This is a genomic window from Mesorhizobium sp. C089B (assembly GCF_030323125.1).
Taxonomy (GTDB): Bacteria; Pseudomonadota; Alphaproteobacteria; order Rhizobiales; family Rhizobiaceae; genus Mesorhizobium.
In genome coordinates this window covers 4,005,470-4,024,744 of the sequence record NZ_CP100469.1, presented here as the reverse complement: position 1 = coordinate 4,024,744, position 19,275 = coordinate 4,005,470, and the positions used below count along the sequence as shown (strand labels likewise).

The 19,275-nt window shown below is 64.1% G+C and carries 22 protein-coding genes and 1 pseudogene; 9 read left to right on the top strand and 14 right to left on the bottom strand.

All coding sequences use genetic code 11. From position 1 onward, the window contains the following. Positions 1–34 precede the first annotated feature (34 nt). From NLY44_RS19955 to NLY44_RS19935, 5 genes and pseudogenes are all read left to right on the top strand, one after another. Positions 35–192: pseudogene (locus NLY44_RS19955) on the top strand (DUF3309 family protein). 350 nt (positions 193–542) lie between these two features. Continuing rightward, positions 543–959 carry a DOPA 4,5-dioxygenase family protein gene (locus NLY44_RS19950; RefSeq protein ID WP_155923330.1) on the top strand — a complete coding sequence of 139 codons (417 nt, stop codon included), beginning with the start codon at positions 543–545 and terminating at the stop codon, positions 957–959. A 530-nt stretch (positions 960–1,489) separates the two neighbouring features. Continuing rightward, on the top strand, positions 1,490–2,098 hold the full coding sequence (locus NLY44_RS19945) for a hypothetical protein (protein WP_027050800.1): 609 nt from the start codon (positions 1,490–1,492) through the stop codon (positions 2,096–2,098). After that, the gene (locus NLY44_RS19940; protein ID WP_023693628.1) at positions 2,095–2,487 is read left to right on the top strand and encodes a phage holin family protein; all 393 of its coding nucleotides are present in this window, start codon (positions 2,095–2,097) and stop codon (positions 2,485–2,487) included. The genes NLY44_RS19945 and NLY44_RS19940 overlap by 4 nt, the downstream gene beginning before the upstream one ends. Then, positions 2,484–3,326: a DUF3618 domain-containing protein gene (locus NLY44_RS19935; protein ID WP_027050799.1), complete on the top strand. Its 843-nt coding sequence runs from the start codon at positions 2,484–2,486 to the stop codon at positions 3,324–3,326. The genes NLY44_RS19940 and NLY44_RS19935 overlap by 4 nt, the downstream gene beginning before the upstream one ends. Positions 3,327–3,603: 277 nt before the next feature. Here the strand turns inward: NLY44_RS19935 and NLY44_RS19930 are convergent, their stop codons facing one another. The 5 genes from NLY44_RS19930 to NLY44_RS19910 all read right to left on the bottom strand — a co-directional run bounded on the left by NLY44_RS19930 (position 3,604) and on the right by NLY44_RS19910 (position 8,612). After that, positions 3,604–3,849 carry a MoaD/ThiS family protein gene (locus NLY44_RS19930; protein ID WP_023684042.1) on the bottom strand — a complete coding sequence of 82 codons (246 nt, stop codon included), beginning with the start codon at positions 3,847–3,849 and terminating at the stop codon, positions 3,604–3,606. Positions 3,850–3,873: 24 nt separating this feature from the next. Further along, on the bottom strand, positions 3,874–6,138 hold the full coding sequence (locus tag NLY44_RS19925) for a xanthine dehydrogenase family protein molybdopterin-binding subunit (protein WP_023706258.1): 2,265 nt from the start codon (positions 6,136–6,138) through the stop codon (positions 3,874–3,876). Then, positions 6,135–6,617 carry a (2Fe-2S)-binding protein gene (locus NLY44_RS19920; protein WP_023684040.1) on the bottom strand — a complete coding sequence of 161 codons (483 nt, stop codon included), beginning with the start codon at positions 6,615–6,617 and terminating at the stop codon, positions 6,135–6,137. Before NLY44_RS19920 ends, NLY44_RS19925 begins: the two co-directional genes overlap by 4 nt. After that, entirely contained in the window at positions 6,617–7,477 is an 861-nt protein-coding gene (locus NLY44_RS19915; protein ID WP_023752873.1) for an FAD binding domain-containing protein, read from the bottom strand. Before NLY44_RS19915 ends, NLY44_RS19920 begins: the two co-directional genes overlap by 1 nt. 178 nt (positions 7,478–7,655) lie before the next feature. Next, positions 7,656–8,612, bottom strand: a complete 957-nt coding sequence (locus tag NLY44_RS19910) for an SDR family oxidoreductase (protein ID WP_023806501.1) — start codon at positions 8,610–8,612, stop codon at positions 7,656–7,658. Between the two features lie 95 nt (positions 8,613–8,707). Between NLY44_RS19910 and NLY44_RS19905 the strand changes: the two genes are divergently transcribed. Then, positions 8,708–9,616, top strand: coding sequence for a LysR family transcriptional regulator (locus NLY44_RS19905; RefSeq protein WP_023806502.1), 909 nt, complete (start codon positions 8,708–8,710; stop codon positions 9,614–9,616). On the opposite strand, the gene NLY44_RS19900 is transcribed toward NLY44_RS19905, so the two are convergent. From NLY44_RS19900 to NLY44_RS19890, 3 genes are all read right to left on the bottom strand, one after another. Beyond that, positions 9,580–10,755: an MFS transporter gene (locus NLY44_RS19900; protein ID WP_023806503.1), complete on the bottom strand. Its 1,176-nt coding sequence runs from the start codon at positions 10,753–10,755 to the stop codon at positions 9,580–9,582. The two genes, NLY44_RS19905 and NLY44_RS19900, sit on opposite strands and share 37 nt — an antisense overlap. 326 nt (positions 10,756–11,081) lie before the next feature. Continuing rightward, positions 11,082–11,390, bottom strand: a complete 309-nt coding sequence (locus tag NLY44_RS19895) for a DUF1244 domain-containing protein (protein ID WP_023673120.1) — start codon at positions 11,388–11,390, stop codon at positions 11,082–11,084. 12 nt (positions 11,391–11,402) lie between these two features. Then, positions 11,403–12,200, bottom strand: coding sequence for an N-formylglutamate amidohydrolase (locus NLY44_RS19890; protein ID WP_023806504.1), 798 nt, complete (start codon positions 12,198–12,200; stop codon positions 11,403–11,405). A gap of 246 nt (positions 12,201–12,446) precedes the next feature. On the opposite strand from NLY44_RS19890, the gene NLY44_RS19885 reads away from it, so the two are divergent. Both NLY44_RS19885 and pyk read left to right on the top strand, forming a co-directional pair. Next, positions 12,447–12,935, top strand: coding sequence for a DUF1036 domain-containing protein (locus tag NLY44_RS19885; RefSeq protein ID WP_023673118.1), 489 nt, complete (start codon positions 12,447–12,449; stop codon positions 12,933–12,935). After that, on the top strand, positions 12,932–14,377 hold the full coding sequence (gene pyk / locus NLY44_RS19880) for a pyruvate kinase (protein WP_023673117.1): 1,446 nt from the start codon (positions 12,932–12,934) through the stop codon (positions 14,375–14,377). The genes NLY44_RS19885 and pyk overlap by 4 nt, the downstream gene beginning before the upstream one ends. Positions 14,378–14,385: 8 nt before the next feature. Here the strand turns inward: pyk and NLY44_RS19875 are convergent, their stop codons facing one another. The 4 genes from NLY44_RS19875 to ykgO all read right to left on the bottom strand — a co-directional run bounded on the left by NLY44_RS19875 (position 14,386) and on the right by ykgO (position 16,933). Further along, on the bottom strand, positions 14,386–14,850 hold the full coding sequence (locus NLY44_RS19875; protein ID WP_023806505.1) for a hypothetical protein: 465 nt from the start codon (positions 14,848–14,850) through the stop codon (positions 14,386–14,388). A gap of 5 nt (positions 14,851–14,855) precedes the next feature. Continuing rightward, positions 14,856–15,920: an alpha/beta fold hydrolase gene (locus NLY44_RS19870; RefSeq protein ID WP_023806506.1), complete on the bottom strand. Its 1,065-nt coding sequence runs from the start codon at positions 15,918–15,920 to the stop codon at positions 14,856–14,858. Positions 15,921–16,113: 193 nt separating this feature from the next. Next, complete coding sequence (locus NLY44_RS19865) at positions 16,114–16,695, bottom strand: tetratricopeptide repeat protein (RefSeq protein WP_023690055.1); 582 nt, start codon at positions 16,693–16,695, stop codon at positions 16,114–16,116. A gap of 112 nt (positions 16,696–16,807) precedes the next feature. Further along, a complete protein-coding gene (ykgO, locus tag NLY44_RS19860; protein WP_006327841.1) occupies positions 16,808–16,933 on the bottom strand; it encodes a type B 50S ribosomal protein L36 in 126 nt (41 codons plus the stop codon). A 242-nt stretch (positions 16,934–17,175) separates the two neighbouring features. On the opposite strand from ykgO, the gene NLY44_RS19855 reads away from it, so the two are divergent. Continuing rightward, a complete protein-coding gene (locus NLY44_RS19855; RefSeq protein WP_023806507.1) occupies positions 17,176–17,604 on the top strand; it encodes a lysozyme inhibitor LprI family protein in 429 nt (142 codons plus the stop codon). 38 nt (positions 17,605–17,642) lie between these two features. Here the strand turns inward: NLY44_RS19855 and NLY44_RS19850 are convergent, their stop codons facing one another. Further along, positions 17,643–18,719: a 5-(carboxyamino)imidazole ribonucleotide synthase gene (locus tag NLY44_RS19850; protein WP_023806508.1), complete on the bottom strand. Its 1,077-nt coding sequence runs from the start codon at positions 18,717–18,719 to the stop codon at positions 17,643–17,645. Continuing rightward, entirely contained in the window at positions 18,716–19,213 is a 498-nt protein-coding gene (purE, locus tag NLY44_RS19845) for a 5-(carboxyamino)imidazole ribonucleotide mutase (protein WP_023754121.1), read from the bottom strand. Before purE ends, NLY44_RS19850 begins: the two co-directional genes overlap by 4 nt. Between the last annotated feature and the right edge of the window lie 62 nt (positions 19,214–19,275).

Sequence of the window (19,275 nt, the reverse complement as noted above, 5' to 3'; positions counted from 1 at the left end):
CCCCGTATCCGACCAGCAAGGCGAGGGACTCTTAATGACCGTCAGCACCATCCTCATCATTGTCTTGATCCTGATCCTGATCGGCGCCGTCCCGGCCTGGCCACACTCGCGCTCCTGGGTTATGGGCCGTCCGGAATAGTCGGCGCTGTGCTGGTGGTGCTGCTGATCCTGGTGCTGATGGGCAGGGTTTGATTGGGGCAAGAGACCTCTGCGATCAGCGGGTCCTCGCCCGATGAAGTGCTGGCAATAGGCATACGGCGGCGCCCGCCCCCACTCCGTCCGCTTCGCGGCCACCTCTCCCACATGTCCATGGGGGAGAGGAAATGCCAAGCTTTTCAAGGCAGCGACCTCGGCGATTAGCATTTCCTCTCCCCCACGAATGTGGGGGTAGAGGTGGCTGGGCGAAGCCGAGACGGAGTGGGGGAGCTCCATATGCGATTGGCCCGAAATCGAGATGACGAGCACACGCTGGGTCCCCCTTGGCCACCCCGCCCGCTTGCGTATACGCTGCCCGCACCACAATCACCGAGGGAGCCATCAAGGTGAACACCGCCAGCCCGCCAAGGCCTCTCGCCGAGATCGCCAGCTATCACGCCCACATCTACTATGACGGGCAAGCCGAACGGCAGCAGGCCGAATGGCTGCGCCTGCGCATCGGCGAACGCTTCCGCGTGCGACTGGGCAACTGGCGCGACGAGCCGGTCGGCCCGCATGAGCGGGCCATGTACCAGGTCTCCTTCGCCACCGAGATCTTCGCGACGCTCGTTCCCTGGCTGATGCTGAACCATGGCGGCCTCAGCATCCTCATCCACCCCAACACCACCAACCCCAAGCGCGACCATCTGGTCGATCCGATCTGGATCGGGCGGCCGCTGGGGGTTCATGGCGAGGTGCTGGGTGAAGAGGATGAAGCGGAAGAGGCGCTGGAGGTGAACACCGAGCCGACGCTGGGGGCGTAGGGAGGCGTTCTGCAAAGTAGAGACTTGGCCTTGGAGACGCGTTCGCCAGTAGCCTAGCTCAGGCATGCATGACAAGCCGCTTTGCCCCTCAAGCCGTATCCTATGCCTTCATCATTGCTTCGTTGAAGGTGCCGAACCAGCGCGGGGCCGTTGGAGCGATGGACCGTCAATTGATGGCAAGGGAGAGTTCTCCTTGGTCGCCGGTACGCCGAGGCGGGGTCGCCGAATAGGCAAAGATTGCAATAGAGGAGGCAGCCGGCACTCGTTCCCGCAGGGTAGGGCGCACCCGTTCGGACGGAGCAACTGGCGCTCCGCACGAGGGACAGGGCAACTCACTGGTGACTGGGTGCGTGCCTGACGAAGCTCTTCGTTTCGGCTGAGATAAATGCTCTCACTTACGGAACATCGCAGGTTCGTCGAAGTTGGAAAGCTACGGAGGACGTGCACATGAACAGTGTCATCTATCTTATCGGCCTTATCGTTGTCGTGCTCGCGGTCCTCTCCTTCCTCGGTTTTCACTAGGTGGCCTCATGCAGCATGAGAACGATCAGGGCGGACAGCGCACCGATTTCGACAAGGCGAAAAGCGACGTCTCGAACAGACTTCGCCAGGAAAATGAGCGTGCCAGCGAGTTGCTTCACGACGCGCGGGACGAGGTGACCCGTAAGGCTGGCGACTATGCATCTGAAGCCACGCAGATCATCTCCGAAAAGGCGGAGGAGGCGCAGCGCGACATCGGATCGAGCTTGGCGGCGTTGGGTGGTGCACTGCGAGTGGCCAGCGATCACCTTGCCAGCAACGATGAAAGGAACGCATCGAAATTCGCTTTGGATGCTGCCAGTGGCCTTGAGCGGCTTTCATCGTCCTTGAAACAGAAGCCCTTTAGCCAAGTCCTTGATGACGTGCAGTCCTTCGGCCGGCAAAATCCCGGTGTCCTGCTTGCGGGATCGGTGTTGGCCGGATTGGCTCTCGGGCGGTTCATCAAGGCTTCTCCGTCGGCAAGGCCCGATTCTGAGGCCGCTCCGGGAGGCCTCAGATCACACACCGATCAGCCACAGGGTTGGTCCGCTGATCGTCCACAAGATTTTGGCGTGGTCGGCGATGATGGCGCCACGCAGATCGCGGAGCAGGACAGATGAATAACCAGGACAATCCCAGCCTTGCCGGGCTAGTCACCGATTTGGCCCAGAATGTCACCACTCTGGTGCAAACCGAGGCGAGGCTGTTTCGGGCCGAGCTCTCTGAAAAGCTTACCAAAGCCGGAGCAGGTGCCGCGGAAGTGCTGGGCGGCGCGATTTGCCTGCTCGCCGCGCTCTTGGTGTTGCTGCAGGCGCTCATTATCGCACTGACGCGGGCAGGGCTTGGCGCGGGGTGGTCTTCCCTGCTGGTCGGTGTGGTCGTGGCGGTCCTCGGCGTCATCCTGCTGCGGACCGGGACGGCCAGCATGGCGCCTTCGGAACTTACCCCCGACCGGACCCAGGGACAGCTCAAGCGCGACGCGAGCGCGATTAAGGAACAGGTGAGATGAACGAGAAATCCGCAGCCGAACTTGAACGCGAGGCCGAGGCTGCTCGCGCTCGGGTGATGGAGACCGCCGAATCCATTCGAGGCAAGATGACGCCTGGACAATTGCTGGATGAGTTCACCGGGCTGTTCTCGGGAGGGGAGAGCGCGGCCATGCTCAGCAATCTCAGAACGCAGGTCCGAGACAATCCTTTGCCGGTCACCATGGTGGGCGCAGGTCTGGCCTGGCTGATGTTCGGCAGCGGTACCTCAAACACCGCCCACCGTTCGGCTGGCTATCCATTGCCTTCAGCGCCGGGACGACATGATGTAGCAGGGGAGCGCGGCGGCTTGGGCGGCACGCTCTCCGACGCCGCGGAATTGGTCTCCTCGAGCGCTGCCAGCGTCGGCGACACCATATCGAGCACCGCAAGAGCCGCTGCGGCGGGTCTGACGGGAAGCGCTGCCAATGCGAGCTCGACGACTGGGGACATGGCGGCGAAAGCCAGCCGCTCCGCGCAAGATCTGTTGGAGGATCAACCCTTGGCCGTAGCGGCCGTCGGTCTCGCCATCGGCGCCGCTATAGGTGCAATGCTGCCCCATACCGCAACGGAGGACGAGCAACTAGGCGCCTATGGCGACAAGCTTCGCGATTCCGCCGAAACTTTGCTCGACAGGGGCCTCGATGAGGCCAAGCAGGTCGCCGCCGACGCCTATGAGACCATCAAGCAGGAAGCTGGCCGGCAAGATATGGAAGCAGACACGATAGCCGATCAGCTCGGCGAGATCGTGAAGTCCACAGCAGACAAGACCGAGCATGCCGTGCGCGAACGAATTTCCGATACGTCTCAGCGCCAAACCTAGCTTGATGATCCTGGATCAACGATAGCCGGCCTCTCCAGAAAGGGGCCGGTGTTGTCCGTCAAACGGTGACCCGCTCGAGTCACTTCAGAGCCGTGTGCGGACTGATGTCCCTTGCCGATAGTAATCCAGCGGATCAGGTTCTCTGGATTGTTGGCCAACCCGCCGCCGATAAGACGCGGTCAGCAAAACTGGCATCTAGGCGAGGACCGACATTGCACTTGAAGTTCGCAGACCGAGGATGCCGGTCCGCTCTGGGACGTAGGGCGACACCCCCACTTCACCCCCCAGCCAGCCGCGGCAGCAGAAAAATCTCCGCCCCCGGCGGCAGTTCCTTCGACCACGTATCGCGATAGATCGTCCCGTCGATGGCCACCGCGATGCCCTTCTCGATCCAGGGCTCGATGCCGGGATACTGTTCAGCCAGTTTCCTGAACAGCTCCCTTATGTCCTTGGCCTCGACCTCGACCTTGCTCTGGCCGCCGGCGAGCTGGCCCAGCGCGCCCCAGAGCGTCACTTCGACCATTAGGGCAAGAACCTCATTTTTGCCCTAGCCTCCCCGTTCCGCCTCGATCGCGGCGAGAACCCGTGGCGGCGACATCGGGATGTGGGTCATGCGTACGCCGGCGGCGTTGGAGACCGCATTGGCGATCGCCGCCAGCGGCGGCACGATCGAGGTTTCGCCGACGCCGCGCACGCCATAGGGGTGGTTGGGGTTGGGGATCTCGAGGATCTGCGTGTCGATCATCGGCAGGTCCGAGCAGACCGGGATGCGGTAGTCGAGGAAGCCGGCGTTCTGCAGGCGCCCGTCCTTGCCGTAGATATACTCCTCGTTGAGCGCCCAGCCGATGCCTTGCGCGGCACCGCCCTGGTACTGGCCCTCGACATAGGTCGGGTGCACCGCCTTGCCGGCGTCCTGGATCACCGTGTAGCGGATCACCCTGGTCGAGCCGGTATCGGGGTCGACCTCGATGTCGCATATATGGGTGGCGAAGGAGACGCCGGCGCCGTCGGCGACGAGCTCGCTGTGGCCGGCGATCGGCCCGCCGGTCTTGCCGGAAGCAGCGGCGATCTCCTTCAGCGACAGGGCTGCAAGATTGCCGTATTTTTCGCCCTTGGCGATGGCGTGGCCGTTTTCCCAGACCACGTCGTCGACGGGGATGTCCCACGTCTGGGCGGCGCGCTCACGCAGGATCTTGATCGCGTTGCGGGCGGCCGAGATGGTCGCCATCGAGGACGAGAAGGTGCCCCGGCTGCCGTCGGTCATGTCGTTGTAGCCAAGCGAGGACGTGTCGGCGACCACCGCCTTGAGCTGGGCATAGTCGATGCCGAGCTCCTCCGCCGCCACCAGCGACAGCGAAGCGCGCGAACCGCCTACGTCCACCGTGCCGACAGCCAGCGACACCGAGCCGTCCATGCCGATGTTCAGGTCCACGCAGGTCTGGCCACCGAAGTTGAACCAGAAGCCGCAAGCCATGCCGCGACCCTGGTTCTTGCCCAGCGGCGCCTTCATGTGCGGATGGTGCTTGGCCGCCTCGAGCGTCGGGCCAATGCCGATCGGGCCGTAGACCGGGCCATAGGACGACCTTGTGCCTTCCTGCGCGGCGTTCTTGATGCGGAACTCGACCGGATCCATGCCGAGTTCCTTGGCCAGCTCGTCGACGGCACTTTCCACCGCGAAAGCCGCCATCGGTGCGGAGGGCGCGCGGTAGGCCGCGGTCTTCGGCCGGTTGACCAGCACTTCGAAGCCGACCGTCTTGACGTTGTCGAGCTTGTAGCAGGCGAATGCCGTCATGGCGCCGATCTCGGCCCAGGTGCCGGCATAGGGACCGCTGGTGTAGCGCAGCGTCGCTTCGGCGGCAGTGATGGTGCCGTCCTTGCGAGCGCCGATCTTCACGTCGATCGAGGTGGCACTGGTCGGACCCGAGGCGCGGAACACCTCGTCGCGGGTCATGACGAGCTTCACCGGCCGACCGGCCTTGCGCGACAGCGCCAGCGCCACCGGTTCGGCCCAGACATGGGTCTTGCCGCCGAAGCCGCCGCCGATTTCAGACGAGGTGACGCGCAGCTTCGAGGCTTCCAGCCCGAGCAGTTGCGCGCAATGCTGGCGGTAGACGAAATGGCCCTGCGTGCAGACCCATAGGTCGGCGGTGCCGTCGGACGAGACGCTCGCCACGCAGGCATGCGGCTCGATATAGCCCTGGTGCGTCTGCTCGGTCTTGAAGGAGCGCTCGACGATGACATCGGCGTGGCCGAAACCCTGATGGACATCGCCATGGCCAAACTGGCTGCGCTTGGTGACGTTGGAAGGCTTTACCGGCTTTTCCTCGAGACCTTCGGTGAAGATCGTGTCGTTGATCAACGGCGCGGTGTGCTTCATCGCCTCGTCGACATCGGTGACATGCGGCAACAGCTCGTACTCGACTTCGATGAGCTTCAGCGCCTGCCTGGCCGTGCGGGCATCGACGGCGGCGACCGCGGCCACGGCGTGGCCGTCATAGAGCGCCTTGCCGCGCGCCATGCAATTGTCGAGGACGTCGTACATGGCGGCATCGCCATCGGTGAGATCGGGCAGGTCGGCGGCGGTGATCACCGCCTTCACGCCGGCCAGCTTTTCCGCTTTCGAAGTGTCGATCTTGAGGATCCTGGCATGCGCATGCGGGCTGCGCAGGACACGCCCGACCAGCTGTCCCGCCATGTTGAAGTCGGCGCCGTAGCGCGCGCGGCCCGTCACCTTGTCGACGCCGTCGGGACGGATAGGCCGCGTGCCGACGGAGGAGAATTTGCGGCCCGAAAAGCGTGGATCGAAGTTCATGCGTGCGCTCCCTTCATCACATTGGCCGCATCCTGGACCGCGCGCACGATCTTGTCGTAGCCGGTGCAGCGGCAGAGGTTGCCGGCGAGGCCGAAGCGGATTTCTTCCTCGGTAGGATCGGGGTTCTTGGCCAAAAGGTCCTTCGCCGCGATGAGGAAGCCCGGCGTGCAGATGCCGCATTGCAGCGCTGCATGCTCGAGGAATTTCTGCTGCAGCGGATGCAACTGATCGCCATGCGCCATGCCCTCGACGGTTTCGATATGCCGGCCTTCGGCTTCAGCGCCAAGCACAAGGCAGGAGCAGACCAGCCGATTGTCGAGAATGATCGAGCAGGCGCCGCAGTCGCCGGTGCCGCAGCCTTCCTTGGCGCCGGTCAGGCCGAGCCGATCGCGCAGGACGTCGAGCAACGTCTCGTCGGGCTGGCAAAGGTATTCGACGTGATCGCCGTTGATTGTCGTTGAAACTGCTACACCGGCCATCATTTGCCTCCTGCGCGTGCGTAGGCGGTCGTCGCGGCCCGTCCGGCCAGCACGCCCGCAACTTTTCGTCTGAACTCGATCGTTCCGCGCTTGTCGTCGATGGGGCGGCAGGCCCCGGCGCAGACCTTGGCGAGCCGCTCAAGTGCCGCCTCATCCAGCTTCCTGCCGATGAGAGCCTCGGCTGCTTCTTCCACCAGAAGCACGGTCGGGGCCGCGGCGCCCAGCGCGACGCGCGCGGCCGTGATGACGCCATGCTCGTCGAGCGACAGCTTCACGCCGGCGCTGACCACGGCGATGTCCATCTCGGTGCGCGGAATGAACCTGAGATAGGCGTCGCCCGAACGCGGCTCCCGCTTGCCGAGCAGGATCGCCTCGACGATCTCACCCTTGGTGAGCGAGGTCTTGCCGGGCCCGATCGGCACGGCCTCGACAGGAATGGTGCGCTTGCCCGAGGGACCGGCAACCACCGCCTTTGCGGCGGCGGCCACCAAGGCCGGGACGCTGTCGGCGGCCGGCGAGGCGTTGCACAGATTGCCAACGATGGTGCAGCGGCCCTGGACCTGTTTCGAGCCGATCAGCTTCGACGCTTCGACGACACCGGGCCAGGCCTTCTTCAGAACCGAGCTCTCGCCCAGGACGGCGCAGGGGACGGTGGCGCCGATGCTGAAGCCGTCGGCCGTCTCCCTGATCTCGCTCAAGCCCTCGATCGCCTTGATGTCGACGATCAGGTCGGGATCGACAAACCCGCCCTTCATCCGAACGAGGAGGTCACTGCCTCCAGCGAGAATGGCTGATGTGCCGGAAGCGTCGGCCAGCAGGCCAACGGCGTCTTCGATTGAAAGCGGACGTATGTAACGCATCGTCTCCCCTTGGTGATGGTGATCTCGCCGACCGTTATAAACAGTCTCCTCATAATGACCATCCGGTTGCTGATTTCCAGCGATTGGGCCAGCACCGCGAGAGAGATTTTTGTCTAAAGTCTTTGTTTTGATGCATGTCGTTGTCCCAGAACCGCGCACACTTCTGGGCGACATGCATTTAAGCGGCGTCTTTTGCATTGTCGAGGCTGATGCCGATGTCCTTCAATGCCTCGGCCACGGCCTCGTCCAGCGGCGTGTGCGGGACTTCGCCGATGATGCTTGCCAGCCGGTCGGACACGAGCCGGTGCGGTTCGAAGCGCAGATAGGACATCGAGACGATCTCGCGCCACATCGCCACGAACGGGCTGCCGGCGCGCAGCACCCACCAAGGCATGAAGGTCAGTTTCAGCGGACGGCCCAGCGCCTTCTCGGCGGCGGCCTTTATGTCCATGTCGGTGACGGCGTGGCCGGGGAAGTTGAGCGCCTCAAAGAAGCCGAGCTTGCCCTGATTGCGCGCCAGGCCGACGAAGCCGATGGCGAAGTCCGGCAAATAGGCCCATTCGTGCACGAGGTTGGCAGGGCCAGGCGCTGTGTAGACGCCCTTGTTCATCTTGGCGGCGACGACGAGGTCGAACCATGAACCGCTGCCCGTGCCGCCGAAGAAATCGCCGGCGCGCAGGATGATGGTGCGGACGCGGCCGGCATCCGCCTCGCGGCGAAACAGCGCTTCCATGGCGCAGCGGATGCGGCCCTTCTCGGTCGTCGGACGAAATGGCGCGTCTTCGGTGACCACCTCAGGCATCGGCGAGCCGTAATTGTAGACAGTGCCGGGGAAAAGATGCAGCGCGCCGTTGGCAGGGCAGGCGGCCATGACGTTCTCCGCCATCGGCAGGCATTTGCTCCAGTCGGTGTAGATCGGGTTGAGACCGTTGAAGACGATGTCGACACCCTGCGTGGCGCGGATCAGCGCCTCGCGGTCGAGCGCATCGCCGGCGACGGCGGTGGCGCCCTTGAGTTCGGCTGGGACCTTGCCGCTGCGGGTGACGGCGCGGACGTCGAAACCGGCGTCGATGAAGGCTTTCCCAACCACGCGGCCGAGCCGGCCATTGGCGCCTAGAATTGCGATCTTGGTCATTTTTCTTCTCCGTGTCTGTGTTTGCACGGCGAATATGATGCGTTCATACGCGAATGAAAATTGACTATGGATGCAGATTTGTTATTCATAAATGAATGGAAGACATCGACTGGAACCTGATCAAGAGTTTCGTCACCGTGGCGGAGACCGGCAGCCTGTCGGCCGCAGCGCGCAAACTGTCGGCCAGCCAACCGACGCTCGGGCGTCACATCGGTGAGCTCGAACAGGCGTTGGGCGTCACCTTGTTCCGGCGCGGGCGGCGCGGCTATGCGCTGACGGAAGCAGGCGCCACGCTGTTCGAACGCGGCAAGGCCGTGAGCGAGCAGGCGAGCGCGTTCTCACTATTGGCATTGGGCTCGGTCGAGGCGATCGAAGGCACGGTGCGCATTGCCGCCAGCGAGGTGGTGGCGGCCTATGTGCTGCCGAAGATGACGGCGCGGCTCGGCATCGAGGAATCCGGCATCGAGGTCGAGATCGTCGCCTCGAACCAGGTCGAGAACCTGCTGCGAAGGGATGCCGATATCGCCATCCGCATGGTCAAGCCGGCGCAGAACGAGCTGACGGCGCGCAAGGTCTGCGATATCAAGCTCTGCTGCTGCGCGGCGAAATCCTATCTCGACCAGCACGGCCGCCCGCTCAAGCCCGCCGATCTTCTCGACCATCCGCTGATCGGCTTCGACCGCAGCGACGAGATGATCCGGGGCTTTACCCAGGCCGGCATCCCCGTCACCCGAAGCAGCTTCCGCTTCAGGGCCGACAACCAGATCGTGCTGTGGGAAGCGCTGCGGGCGGGAAACGGCGTCGGTCTTGGCCAGGAGCCGCTGACGGACAGCGACCCGTCGCTGGAGAAACTGCTGCCCGGCCTGCCACTGCCCAGCCTGCCGGTGTGGCTGGCCATGCATCGCGACGTGCGCACCAGCGTGCGCATCCGCCGCGTCGCGGATTTCCTCTATGAGGAGCTGAAGCGCTATTCGGCGGGGGCGGCCGCGAATTCGGCGCGGTGAGCGAGCCCGGCCATCAAAAGCACGACGATCAACAGCCCCGACATGGCGACGAAGATCGGCCCGAAGCTGGAATGCTCGGCGACGAAGCCGATCGCCGACGGCGCCACCAATATGCCGGAATAGCCCATGGTGGTGACGACGCTCATGCCGGTGCCCGACGACATGCCTTCCTGGTTGCCGCCGGCCGAGAAGATGATCGGCACCATATTGGCGATGCCGAAGCCGCACAGGGCAAAAGCCGCGATGGCAATCCAGGGCGAAGGCGACAGGCCGGCGACCAGCATGCCGGCGGCGGCGACCACCGCCGAGCCGCGCAGCGTCGCCACCGCGCCGAAGCGGTTGCGCACGCCGTCGCCGAAAAAGCGCATGACAGCCATGACGCCGGAGAAGGCGGCGTAGGCAAGGCCGGCGATGGCGAGGTCGGCGCCGAGCTCCTGCCGGAGATAAAGCGCTGCCCAGTCGAGCACGGCGCCCTCGGAAATCATCGTCAGCAGCGCCATGAGCCCGACAAGATAGACCAGCGGGTTGGCCGGCAGCGCAAATTTGTGATGTTCGGCGGCATGCGGCTTGTGCTCGGCGATGAGGTAGCCGACCGCCACGGCAATGACGGCAAAAGCAATGACCGTGACTACAGCCGCATGGGCGAGGTGGCCGTAAGTCTGGATGGCGTAACCGCCCAGACCGCCGCCGGCGAAACCGCCGAGGCTCCAGAAGCCGTGCGAGGACGACATGATGGCGCGGGAGAGCCGGCGCTCGACCACCACCGCATTGGCGTTCATCGCGACATCCATGCCGCCGATCGAGCCGCCGAAGATGATCATGGCGATCGCCGCCAGCGGGACGTTGGGCGCCAGCGCCACGATCAGCAGGCCGAGGCTGCCGCACAGGCCGAACCAGCGCAACACGGTGCGCGAGCCATGCCTGGAGATCAGATGGCCGCACCAGCTCATGGCCGCGACCGCGCCGACGCCGAACAGAAGGATCAGCAGGCCGAGGGTGAATTTCGAGATGTCGAGCCGGGTCAGGAACACCGGAATCTGCGGCGCCCAGCTGCCGGTCAGGAAGCCGTTGGCGAGGAAGATCGCTGCTACGGCCCATCGCCCGCGAATGGCGCTCTGCATGGTGTCTTGCGCGTCCATGGTTCGAATCCGGTCAAGGAATGGCTTTGCGCGGCAAATTAAATCGATTCAATTTCTCGTCAAGCGCTTGGCTGCGAAAAGCTTGTGGGCCACATCTAAGGGGAGAAACCGTTAAGCAGCGTTCCTTCGCGCCCCCCTCTGTCCTGCCGGACATCTCCCCCACAAGTGGGGAGATTGGCGGCTTCGGCGCCTCGCTTATTCTTGCACCGCTGGCGATTGGCTAGAGCCTGCGTGACGGCCAATCTCCCCCCAAGTGGGGGGAGATGTCCGGCAGGACAGAGGGGGCGCTGTCCCGCCGACGTCAATCCTGTGAACCGCGCGCTACTTCAGTGATCCCTCGGCCGTCTTGCCTCGAACTCCGCTTTCTTGGCGTCCGAAGCCTCGGTCTGGTTCAGCGCCTGCCATTGCGCATAGGGCATGCCGTAGACGATTTCGCGCGACTGATCCTTGCCGAGATCGACGCCCTCAGCCTCGGCCGCTTCGCGATACCAGTTCGACAGGCAGTTGCGGCAGAAGCCGGCGAGGTTCATCAGGTCGATGTTTTGCACATCGCTGCGCTCGCGCAGATGATCGACCAGCCGGCGGAAGGCCGCGGCCTCGAAATCGCGTTTCTGGTCATCGCTGAGTTCGGTCATTGCCTTGGATCCTCACAGCGGCCCGGTGCGCGAGCCGAACATCTTCACCTGATGTATATCGGGACGGCGGTCGATGGCGTCAACGATCGGCGCCAGCCGTTCCGTCCAGGCCAGCGCCCCCTTGCGGTCTGATATCAGGTCCTGGCGGATCTCGATCAGCGCATGGGCAAAGCCGTTGACGATGGCGTGCTTGAACATGGTGTCGCCGCGCAAAGCGCCGTCATAGGGTTCATTGTCGCCAACGACGAGGTTTTTATCCTGCGCCAGCATGTCGATCAGCGGCCGCGCCACGCGGTCGTCGAGGTCCCACAATATGCCGACATGCCAAGGGCGGATGAAGCCCTGCATGACAGGGGTGAAGGAGTGTACGGAGAAGATGAACGGCGCTTTGCCTGAGGCGTGCGCCACCGACGCGATCATGGCGCCGACCGCGTCCTGATAAGGCCGGTAGAAGCCGTCGAGCCGCCTTTCGCGTTCTTGCGGCGCCATAGGGTAGTTTCCCGGCACGACAGTGCCGTCATAGAGCTGGCGGATCAACGTCGGGTCGTCCTCGCCGCGATTGGGATCGATCAGCAGCCGCGAAAAATTGGCGATCACCGCCGGCACGTCGAGCGCCGCCGCCAGTTCGCGCGTCACCGTCTCGACACCGATGTCGTAGGCGATATGGCGATCGAGTTCCGCCGCCGGCAAGCCGAGACTGCCATACTCCTCCGGCAGGTCGCGGCGGGCATGGTCGGCGACAAGCACGATGCCTCGCTTGCGGTCGCCTTCGACGATATCGAAAGGCGCGAAAACTGTGGATCGGGTCATTGGCTGGAAAGGTCTGTTCGCTGGCTTCCGGGGAGGGTGGTATCGTCATTCCCACGAAGAGGACTGTTGCGCAATGCCGTTGTTTGGCCACGGTTTCTGCGAAAATCCTGTGACGCGCGGCGTATCGCGTGTCGGGGGCCTTTCTAAATCGATTGGAATTGGACAGAACGGCGCGTTGACATGCGCCCGGACTTTTCCGAAAAGGGGCGTTGAGAGATGCAGATGACGTTATTGAGGGGTTTCGGGATGGGTTCCGCCGGCAGGCCGCGTGCGCGCACCGCCTTTGCCGTGCCGCTCCTGACCCTGACGCTAGGGCTCACCGCGCTGGTCGCGGCTTCGCCTGCCCGCGCCGATTTCCGCGTCTGCAACGCCACGCAGAACCTGGTCGGCGTTGGCATCGGCTACCGCGCCAAGGCAGGCTGGATCACCGAGGGGTGGTGGCACATCGAAGGATCGAGCTGCAAGACGCTGATCGAAGGTCCGCTGTCATCGAGGTTTTACTATCTTTATGCAGAAGACGCCGAGCGCGGCGGGCGCTGGGATGGCCCGATCAACATGTGCGTGGCCGAAAAAGAGTTCAAGATCGCAGGCGTTACCGATTGCGTCGCCCGGGGCTTCCAGCGCGCCGGATTCCAGGAATATGACACGGGCGAGCAGGCAAGCTGGATGGTCCAGCTGACCGATGAGTCCACAACGGGAGGCGCTCCAGCCGCCCCGGGAACAAACAGTCAATGAGACGTAGCCGCAAGGTCAAGATCCTCGCCACCATCGGTCCTGCCTCCTCGTCCGAGGAGATGCTGCAGAAGCTGTTCGAAGCCGGCGCCGATGTCTTCCGCATCAATATGAGCCACACCGATCACGAGCTGATGCGCACGCTGGTCGGCCGCATCCGCGCGGTCGAGGAAAAGGTCGGCCGTCCGATCGGCATCCTGGCCGATTTGCAGGGACCGAAGCTGCGCGTCGGCAAGTTCGCCAACGGCAAGGAGGTTCTGACGCCGGGCCAGACCTTCACCCTCGACAACAATCCCGAGCCCGGCACGTCGACCCGGGTCTACCTGCCGCATCCCGAAATCCTGAGTTCGGTCGAGGCCGGCCACCGTCTGTTGATCGACGACGGCAAGCTGGAGCTCAGGGCGGTGAAGAGCGACGGCAAATCGATCACCTGCACCGTCGTCGCCGGCACCACCATTTCCGACAAGAAGGGCGTCAGCCTGCCCGACACCGACCTGCCGGTCGGTGCGCTGACCGAAAAAGACCGCAAGGACCTCGATGCGGTGCTGGCGGAAAGCGTCGACTGGGTGGCGCTGTCGTTCGTGCAGCGGCCGGAGGATTTGGCGGAAGCCCGCAAGATCGCGCGCGGCCGGGCGCTGATCATGGCCAAGATTGAAAAGCCGCAGGCCGTCGCCCGGCTGGCCGAAATCATCGAACTCTCCGACGCGCTGATGGTCGCCCGCGGCGATCTCGGTGTGGAAATGCCGCTGGAAGCCGTGCCTGGCATCCAGAAGCAGATCACGCGCGCCGCGCGCCGCGCCGGCAAGCCGGTGGTGGTCGCCACGCAGATGCTGGAATCGATGATCACCGCGCCGGTGCCGACCCGCGCCGAGGTGTCCGACGTGTCGATCGCCGTGTTCGAGGGCGCCGACGCCATCATGCTTTCAGCCGAATCCGCTGCCGGCGCCTATCCGGTCGAGGCGGTGGCGATGATGAACCGCATCGCCACCAAGGTCGAAACCGACCCGACCTATGCCGGCATCATCAACGCGCAGCGCTCGGAACCGGAAGCAACCGGCGCCGACGCCATTTCGCTCGCCGCCCGCGAGATTGCCGAGACTCTGAAACTGTCGGCGATCATAACCTATACGGCGTCGGGCACCACCGGCCTGCGCGCCGCGCGCGAGCGGCCGCAAGTGCCGATCATCGCGCTGTCGCCGATCCTCAACACGGCGCGGCGGCTGTCGCTTTTGTGGGGCACGCATTGCGTCGTCTCGCCCGACGCCAGCGACCTCGACGACATGGTCGACCGCGCCTGCCGCATCGCTTTCGAAGAGGGGTTCGGCCAGCCGGGCGACCGTGTCATCATCACGGCGGGCGTGCCGCTGAGGACGCCGGGTTCGACCAACATGCTGCGCATCGCCTATGTCGGATCGGACGTGCAGGCCACCCGCAACATAGGTTGACAGAGGCTTCAACTCATCACAGTTCGCAGCGCTCTTGCCGCACCTTCGGCGTGATCGATACGCTGAAGGAAGCGGTGTGCGCGGCGAACGGGGTCGTGCAGGTACTGGTCCGGACCCAGCATCTTTCGCCGGTTGAGTTCGACTGTGTCGAGCAGATCGAAATCGACCGTGGCGATCGTGCAGTGCCACCCGGGATTGCGCGACGCCCAGCCCCTCTTGTGGTGTTCCAAAAGCCGCTCGCGGGCGGAATAGCCGTGGTAGTCGAACGCGATCACGCCGTTGGTCGCGTAAATATGGTTCCCGGAAAAGCCCTCGCCAGGAATGATCCGTTCGCCGTAGAATCCTTCCAGAGGAGCATGCTCGAGAAAGGCGCCAGCAAGAATGGCGCACGCGCCATAGCCGAAGAAGATGCGGTCCGGCAACGCCCATCGCTTCTCCGGGTTTCTCTTGACGCCGTGTTTCAGGACATACATTGCGATCAGGTCGGGGCCAGTTCCGCGTCGGGCACTGTGATGTCGGGGCATCGCCCCTCATTGTACGCATCGCCGGCGATGCGTGCTTCCACGGTTTTTGCCATTGCCTGCAGGTCGACGACCTTGCCGGCGACTTTCTCGATCGCGCCGACGACGAGGTCGGAGGCGATCCAATCCGGCTTGTGGCCGAGATTGTGGACCCAGATCAGTTCGGCGCCGGGGATGTCCCTGACCAGGCCGACCGAATGGATCGAGGCATAGACCACCTTGTCGCGATCGCCCGAGATGACGATCGTCGGCGCTGTGATGTCGCGGTAATGCGGCGCGGCCTTCAGCGTATAGTCGTAGAGGCCGGCGACATCGATGGCGTTGGCGCGGAAAGCGCCGGGACGCAGCACCAGCGGAATCGAGGCATTGCCGACATAGCCTTCCGGCACCTTGTTGGGAGAAAACACGCAGGCCGTGGCGCTGTCCATCTGCAGCGTGCCTGCCGGATAGGTCAATGTCTGCGAGAACAGCCAGCCGATGATGGGGGTGGCGGTCAGCTTGTAGTACCAGGCGGTCGCGCCGCCCGGCCAGGCGTGGCTGACCGGCGACAGAAAGACCAGCCCGAGCGTCTTCTCCGGGTGTTCGCGGCCAAAGGCGGCGGTGATCACGCCGCCAAACGAATGGCCGACCATGATCGCCTTGTGGATGCCGAGACGGTCCATCAGCCTGGCGATGGTGTCGGCCTGCCCCGACGGGCTCTCATTGCCGGGGCCGCGTGCCGACCAGCCGAAGCCCGGCCGGTCGAGGAAGACCATCTCGGCGCGGCCTTCGAGCAAAGGCCTGATCGGCAGCATCTGATCCCTGAGGTTGGCGCTGGCGCCATGGATGAAGACGATCGCCGGCAGCTCGGCATTTTGAGGCGCCGGCACGTGGACATAGTGGATGCGGGTGGCGTCGATGTCGGCAAATTCGCCGGCCGGCGGGTTCCGCCACTCGATCAGCCACGTGCCGGCGCGGGTGACACCGGCCAGGGCAAAGACGAGCGCGAGGAGCAAAGCACAGGCGGCGTAAATGAGGTTCATGCGCGGAGATACGGGGGTGGAGGGGGATAAGTTCTAGGGAGTAGGGAGTAGGGAGTAGGGAGTAGGGAGTAGGGAGTAGGGAGTAGGGAGTAGGGAGTAGGGAGTAGGGAGTAGGGAGTAGGGAGTAGGGAGGTGGCGTCTCGACCAATCTTCTCTACTGACTACTCACTAATCCCTAATTCCTACTGCCTAATCAAATTCCTTCGCCGGCAAGCTCTTCCGAAATTGCCGCGACCTGGTCCTGGGCGCTGCGCATCATCGGATAGATGGTAAGCACCTTCTGCCAGGCTTCGAGCGCCGATTGCTTGTGGCCGGTGGCGGCCATGATCTGGGCCAGGCCCGAAAGCGCGCCGAAATGGCGTGGTTCCAGCTGCAGCGTCTGGTCGATGTCGGACATCGATTTCCCGAAATTCTTCATCATGTAATGCACGGTGGCGCGCCGGTTCCAGCCTTCGGCATATTTTGGCTGCAGGATGACGACCTGGTCGAGGAAGTCGAGGGCGACGTCGAACTTCTGGTCGTCAATCGCCTTTTGCGACCATTGCATCATCAGGTCGATCGAGGCGCTGCCGGACTGGAACCATTCGCCCCAGATGCGCCCGGCGATGCGCTCGGCCGCCTTTTCGTTGCGCTCGCGCTTCAGCTCGGCAAACAGTTGGTCGAGCCTGGCTTCCCTGGTCAGGGCAACCGGCGGCTTTGCCGGCGGATCGTCCGCCGACGCCGGAGCGACGCCGAAAAGAAAGAGGGTGGCCAAAAATGCAAAAAGAATCCGCATCGCCGGAATCTAACCCGGACGGCGGATCGTCAAACTGAAATTAGCGTGAAAGTGCCTGGAACCAGGCAATTACCATCGTATGGACGGAGGCAACGAGCCTCCGGCCGAACACTCAGCCCTGGCGCGCCTTGTAGCGTGGAGCGGTCTTGTTGATGATGTAGACGCGGCCCTTGCGGCGAACCAGCTGGTTGTCGCGGTGACGCGCCTTCAGCGCCTTGAGCGAATTCTTGATCTTCATGGTCTTGCCCGTCGGTCTGGGCCCTGTCCGGGCCGAATTATTAAGGCGCGCCTGAAAAGCGCGCCTTTGAACTTGCGGTGGCTCATAAACGAGGAGCCTTGCCCGTGTCAACCGCAAGCGTGCTGGATAGAGGCCGAGAATGGCTTTGGCCATCAAATATCCGCCATCTCGGCTCCACGCCATTGCGCGGCCGAAGGCGGGCTGGAATGGTGCGGCACCCGCAAGCCGATTTGGAGACCTCTATGCGCCTGTTGTTTGTGTCCGCGAGCCTTGCCGTTCTGGCAGCCGCCTCCATCGCGCAGGCGCAGGAATGCGACCGCAACGACGACAGCCAGCAGATGATGAACATCTGCGCCGGCGAGGACTATCGGGCGGCCGATGCCAAGCTCAACCAGGCCTACAAGGATCTCGTCAGTCGCAACGACGACAAGGGCAGGAAGCTGCTGCAGGTCGCGCAACGCGCCTGGATCGCCTTCCGCGACGCCGAATGCGCCTATACGACGACAGACAGCGAGGGCGGCTCCATCCATCCGATGGAGGTTTCACAATGCCTGACCGAACTGACGGACCAGCGCATCAAACAGCTCACCGCGGGCGCCAATTGTAGGGAAGGCGATGCGAGTTGCGCCAGCCCCGACGAAGACGGGGATCTGAACGACGAGCTGCAATAGGGCTCGAGCCACGCCCTCGCGCAAAGTGCCGGAATGGCTTAGCTACGGCGGCTGATGCGCGTGAAATGGCCCATCTTGCGGCCTGGGCGCGCTTCCGCCTTGCCGTAGAGATGCAGCATCAGATCGGGCTCGGCGAGCAAAGCGGGTACGCGCAGCACATCGTCGCCGATCAGGTTTTCCATGATGCAGTTTGAATGCCGGCCAGGGTTGCCCAGCGGCAGGCCGGCAATGGCGCGGATATGCTGCTCGAACTGCGAAACGATGCCGGCGGCTTCCGTCCAGTGGCCGGAATTGTGCACGCGCGGCGCCATTTCGTTGGCCAGCAGCGTGCCATCGGCAAGAACGAAGAACTCGACGCCGATGACGCCGACATAGTCGAGGGCCGACAGGATTTTCGCTGCCGCCCCCTGTGCCGTCGCCGCCGTCTCCAGCCTGATCTGGGCCGGCAGGGTCGAGGTATGCAGGATGCCGTCGCGGTGGACGTTCTCAGCCGGATCGTAGGCGGCGACCGCGCCGTCCAACCCGCGCGCGGCGATGACCGAGATTTCGCGCTCGAAAGCGACGAAGGATTCGAGGATCAGCGGCACATTGCCCATGGTCTCGCAGGTGCCGGCAAAGCCGCCCGTCTCCAAGTTGCGGAAGACGCGCTGGCCCTTGCCGTCATAGCCCATGCGGCGGGTTTTCAAGATGCCGCTGCCACCGAACTCTCTCAGCGCCGCCGTCAGCTCGTCGTCATTGTCGACGGAGCGGAAATCCGCTGTCCTGATGCCGATGCCGTTCAGGAATAGCTTCTCCGCCACCCGGTCCTGGGCGACTTCCAACGCCCTGGGCGGCGGATAGACCGGGACCTTGGCGGCGAGCGCGCCGGCAGCCGCCACCGGCACATTCTCGAATTCGTAGGTGACGACGGCGCTGACTGCCGCCAGTTCGGCAAGGGCGTCCGCATCGTCATAGGCGGCGGTGATCTGGCGGTTGGCGACCTGAGCTGCCGGGCAATCGGCCTGCGGTTCGAGGATAATTGTGCGGTAGCCGAGGCGCGCTGCGGCAACAGCCAGCATGCGGCCGAGCTGGCCGCCGCCGATGATGCCGATGCTCGATCCCGCGGGCAGACTCACGGCGCGTCCGTCGGTTCGGTGGCGACCCTGGCGGTTTGGGCGGTGCGCCAGGCATCCAGGCGGGCGGCAAGTTCTTCGTCGTTCAGCGCCAGCACGGCGGCCGCCAGAAGGGCGGCGTTGGCCGCACCCGCCTTGCCGATGGCAAGCGTGCCGACCGGAATGCCGGCCGGCATCTGGACGATGGAGAGCAGCGAATCCTGGCCTGACAGCGCCTTCGATTCGACCGGCACGCCGAACACCGGCAGCGGCGTCAGAGCCGCCGTCATGCCGGGCAGGTGGGCGGCGCCGCCGGCCCCGGCGATGATCACCTTGTAGCCGGCCGCCTTGGCGCCCTTGGCGAAATCATAGAGGCGGTCCGGGGTGCGGTGGGCGGAGACGATCAGCCGCTTGTGCGGAATGCCCAGCGCCTCCAGCGTTTCGGCGGCGTGGCGCATCGTCGCCCAGTCGGACTGGCTGCCCATGATGATGGCGACGTCGGCGCGGTGGTCGGTCAAGCGCATGCTCCCGGCGGTAAAGGCGCGCCTTAGCGGAATTCGGGCTGGCCCGCAAGGATGGC

Excerpts from the sequence above, each read along its gene's own strand:
- NLY44_RS19945 (WP_027050800.1), top strand. The coding sequence starts at position 1,490 with ATGCAGCATGAGAACGATCAGGGCGGACAGCGCACCGATTTCGACAAG.
- NLY44_RS19940 (WP_023693628.1), top strand. The coding sequence starts at position 2,095 with ATGAATAACCAGGACAATCCCAGCCTTGCCGGGCTAGTCACCGATTTG.
- NLY44_RS19935 (WP_027050799.1), top strand. The coding sequence starts at position 2,484 with ATGAACGAGAAATCCGCAGCCGAACTTGAACGCGAGGCCGAGGCTGCT.
- NLY44_RS19930 (WP_023684042.1), bottom strand. The coding sequence starts at position 3,849 with ATGGTCGAAGTGACGCTCTGGGGCGCGCTGGGCCAGCTCGCCGGCGGC.
- NLY44_RS19925 (WP_023706258.1), bottom strand. The coding sequence starts at position 6,138 with ATGAACTTCGATCCACGCTTTTCGGGCCGCAAATTCTCCTCCGTCGGC.
- NLY44_RS19920 (WP_023684040.1), bottom strand. The coding sequence starts at position 6,617 with ATGGCCGGTGTAGCAGTTTCAACGACAATCAACGGCGATCACGTCGAA.
- NLY44_RS19915 (WP_023752873.1), bottom strand. The coding sequence starts at position 7,477 with ATGCGTTACATACGTCCGCTTTCAATCGAAGACGCCGTTGGCCTGCTG.
- NLY44_RS19910 (WP_023806501.1), bottom strand. The coding sequence starts at position 8,612 with ATGACCAAGATCGCAATTCTAGGCGCCAATGGCCGGCTCGGCCGCGTG.
- NLY44_RS19905 (WP_023806502.1), top strand. The coding sequence starts at position 8,708 with ATGGAAGACATCGACTGGAACCTGATCAAGAGTTTCGTCACCGTGGCG.
- NLY44_RS19900 (WP_023806503.1), bottom strand. The coding sequence starts at position 10,755 with ATGGACGCGCAAGACACCATGCAGAGCGCCATTCGCGGGCGATGGGCC.
- NLY44_RS19895 (WP_023673120.1), bottom strand. The coding sequence starts at position 11,390 with ATGACCGAACTCAGCGATGACCAGAAACGCGATTTCGAGGCCGCGGCC.
- NLY44_RS19890 (WP_023806504.1), bottom strand. The coding sequence starts at position 12,200 with ATGACCCGATCCACAGTTTTCGCGCCTTTCGATATCGTCGAAGGCGAC.
- NLY44_RS19885 (WP_023673118.1), top strand. The coding sequence starts at position 12,447 with ATGGGTTCCGCCGGCAGGCCGCGTGCGCGCACCGCCTTTGCCGTGCCG.
- pyk (WP_023673117.1), top strand. The coding sequence starts at position 12,932 with ATGAGACGTAGCCGCAAGGTCAAGATCCTCGCCACCATCGGTCCTGCC.
- NLY44_RS19875 (WP_023806505.1), bottom strand. The coding sequence starts at position 14,850 with ATGTATGTCCTGAAACACGGCGTCAAGAGAAACCCGGAGAAGCGATGG.
- NLY44_RS19870 (WP_023806506.1), bottom strand. The coding sequence starts at position 15,920 with ATGAACCTCATTTACGCCGCCTGTGCTTTGCTCCTCGCGCTCGTCTTT.
- NLY44_RS19865 (WP_023690055.1), bottom strand. The coding sequence starts at position 16,695 with ATGCGGATTCTTTTTGCATTTTTGGCCACCCTCTTTCTTTTCGGCGTC.
- ykgO (WP_006327841.1), bottom strand. The coding sequence starts at position 16,933 with ATGAAGATCAAGAATTCGCTCAAGGCGCTGAAGGCGCGTCACCGCGAC.
- NLY44_RS19855 (WP_023806507.1), top strand. The coding sequence starts at position 17,176 with ATGCGCCTGTTGTTTGTGTCCGCGAGCCTTGCCGTTCTGGCAGCCGCC.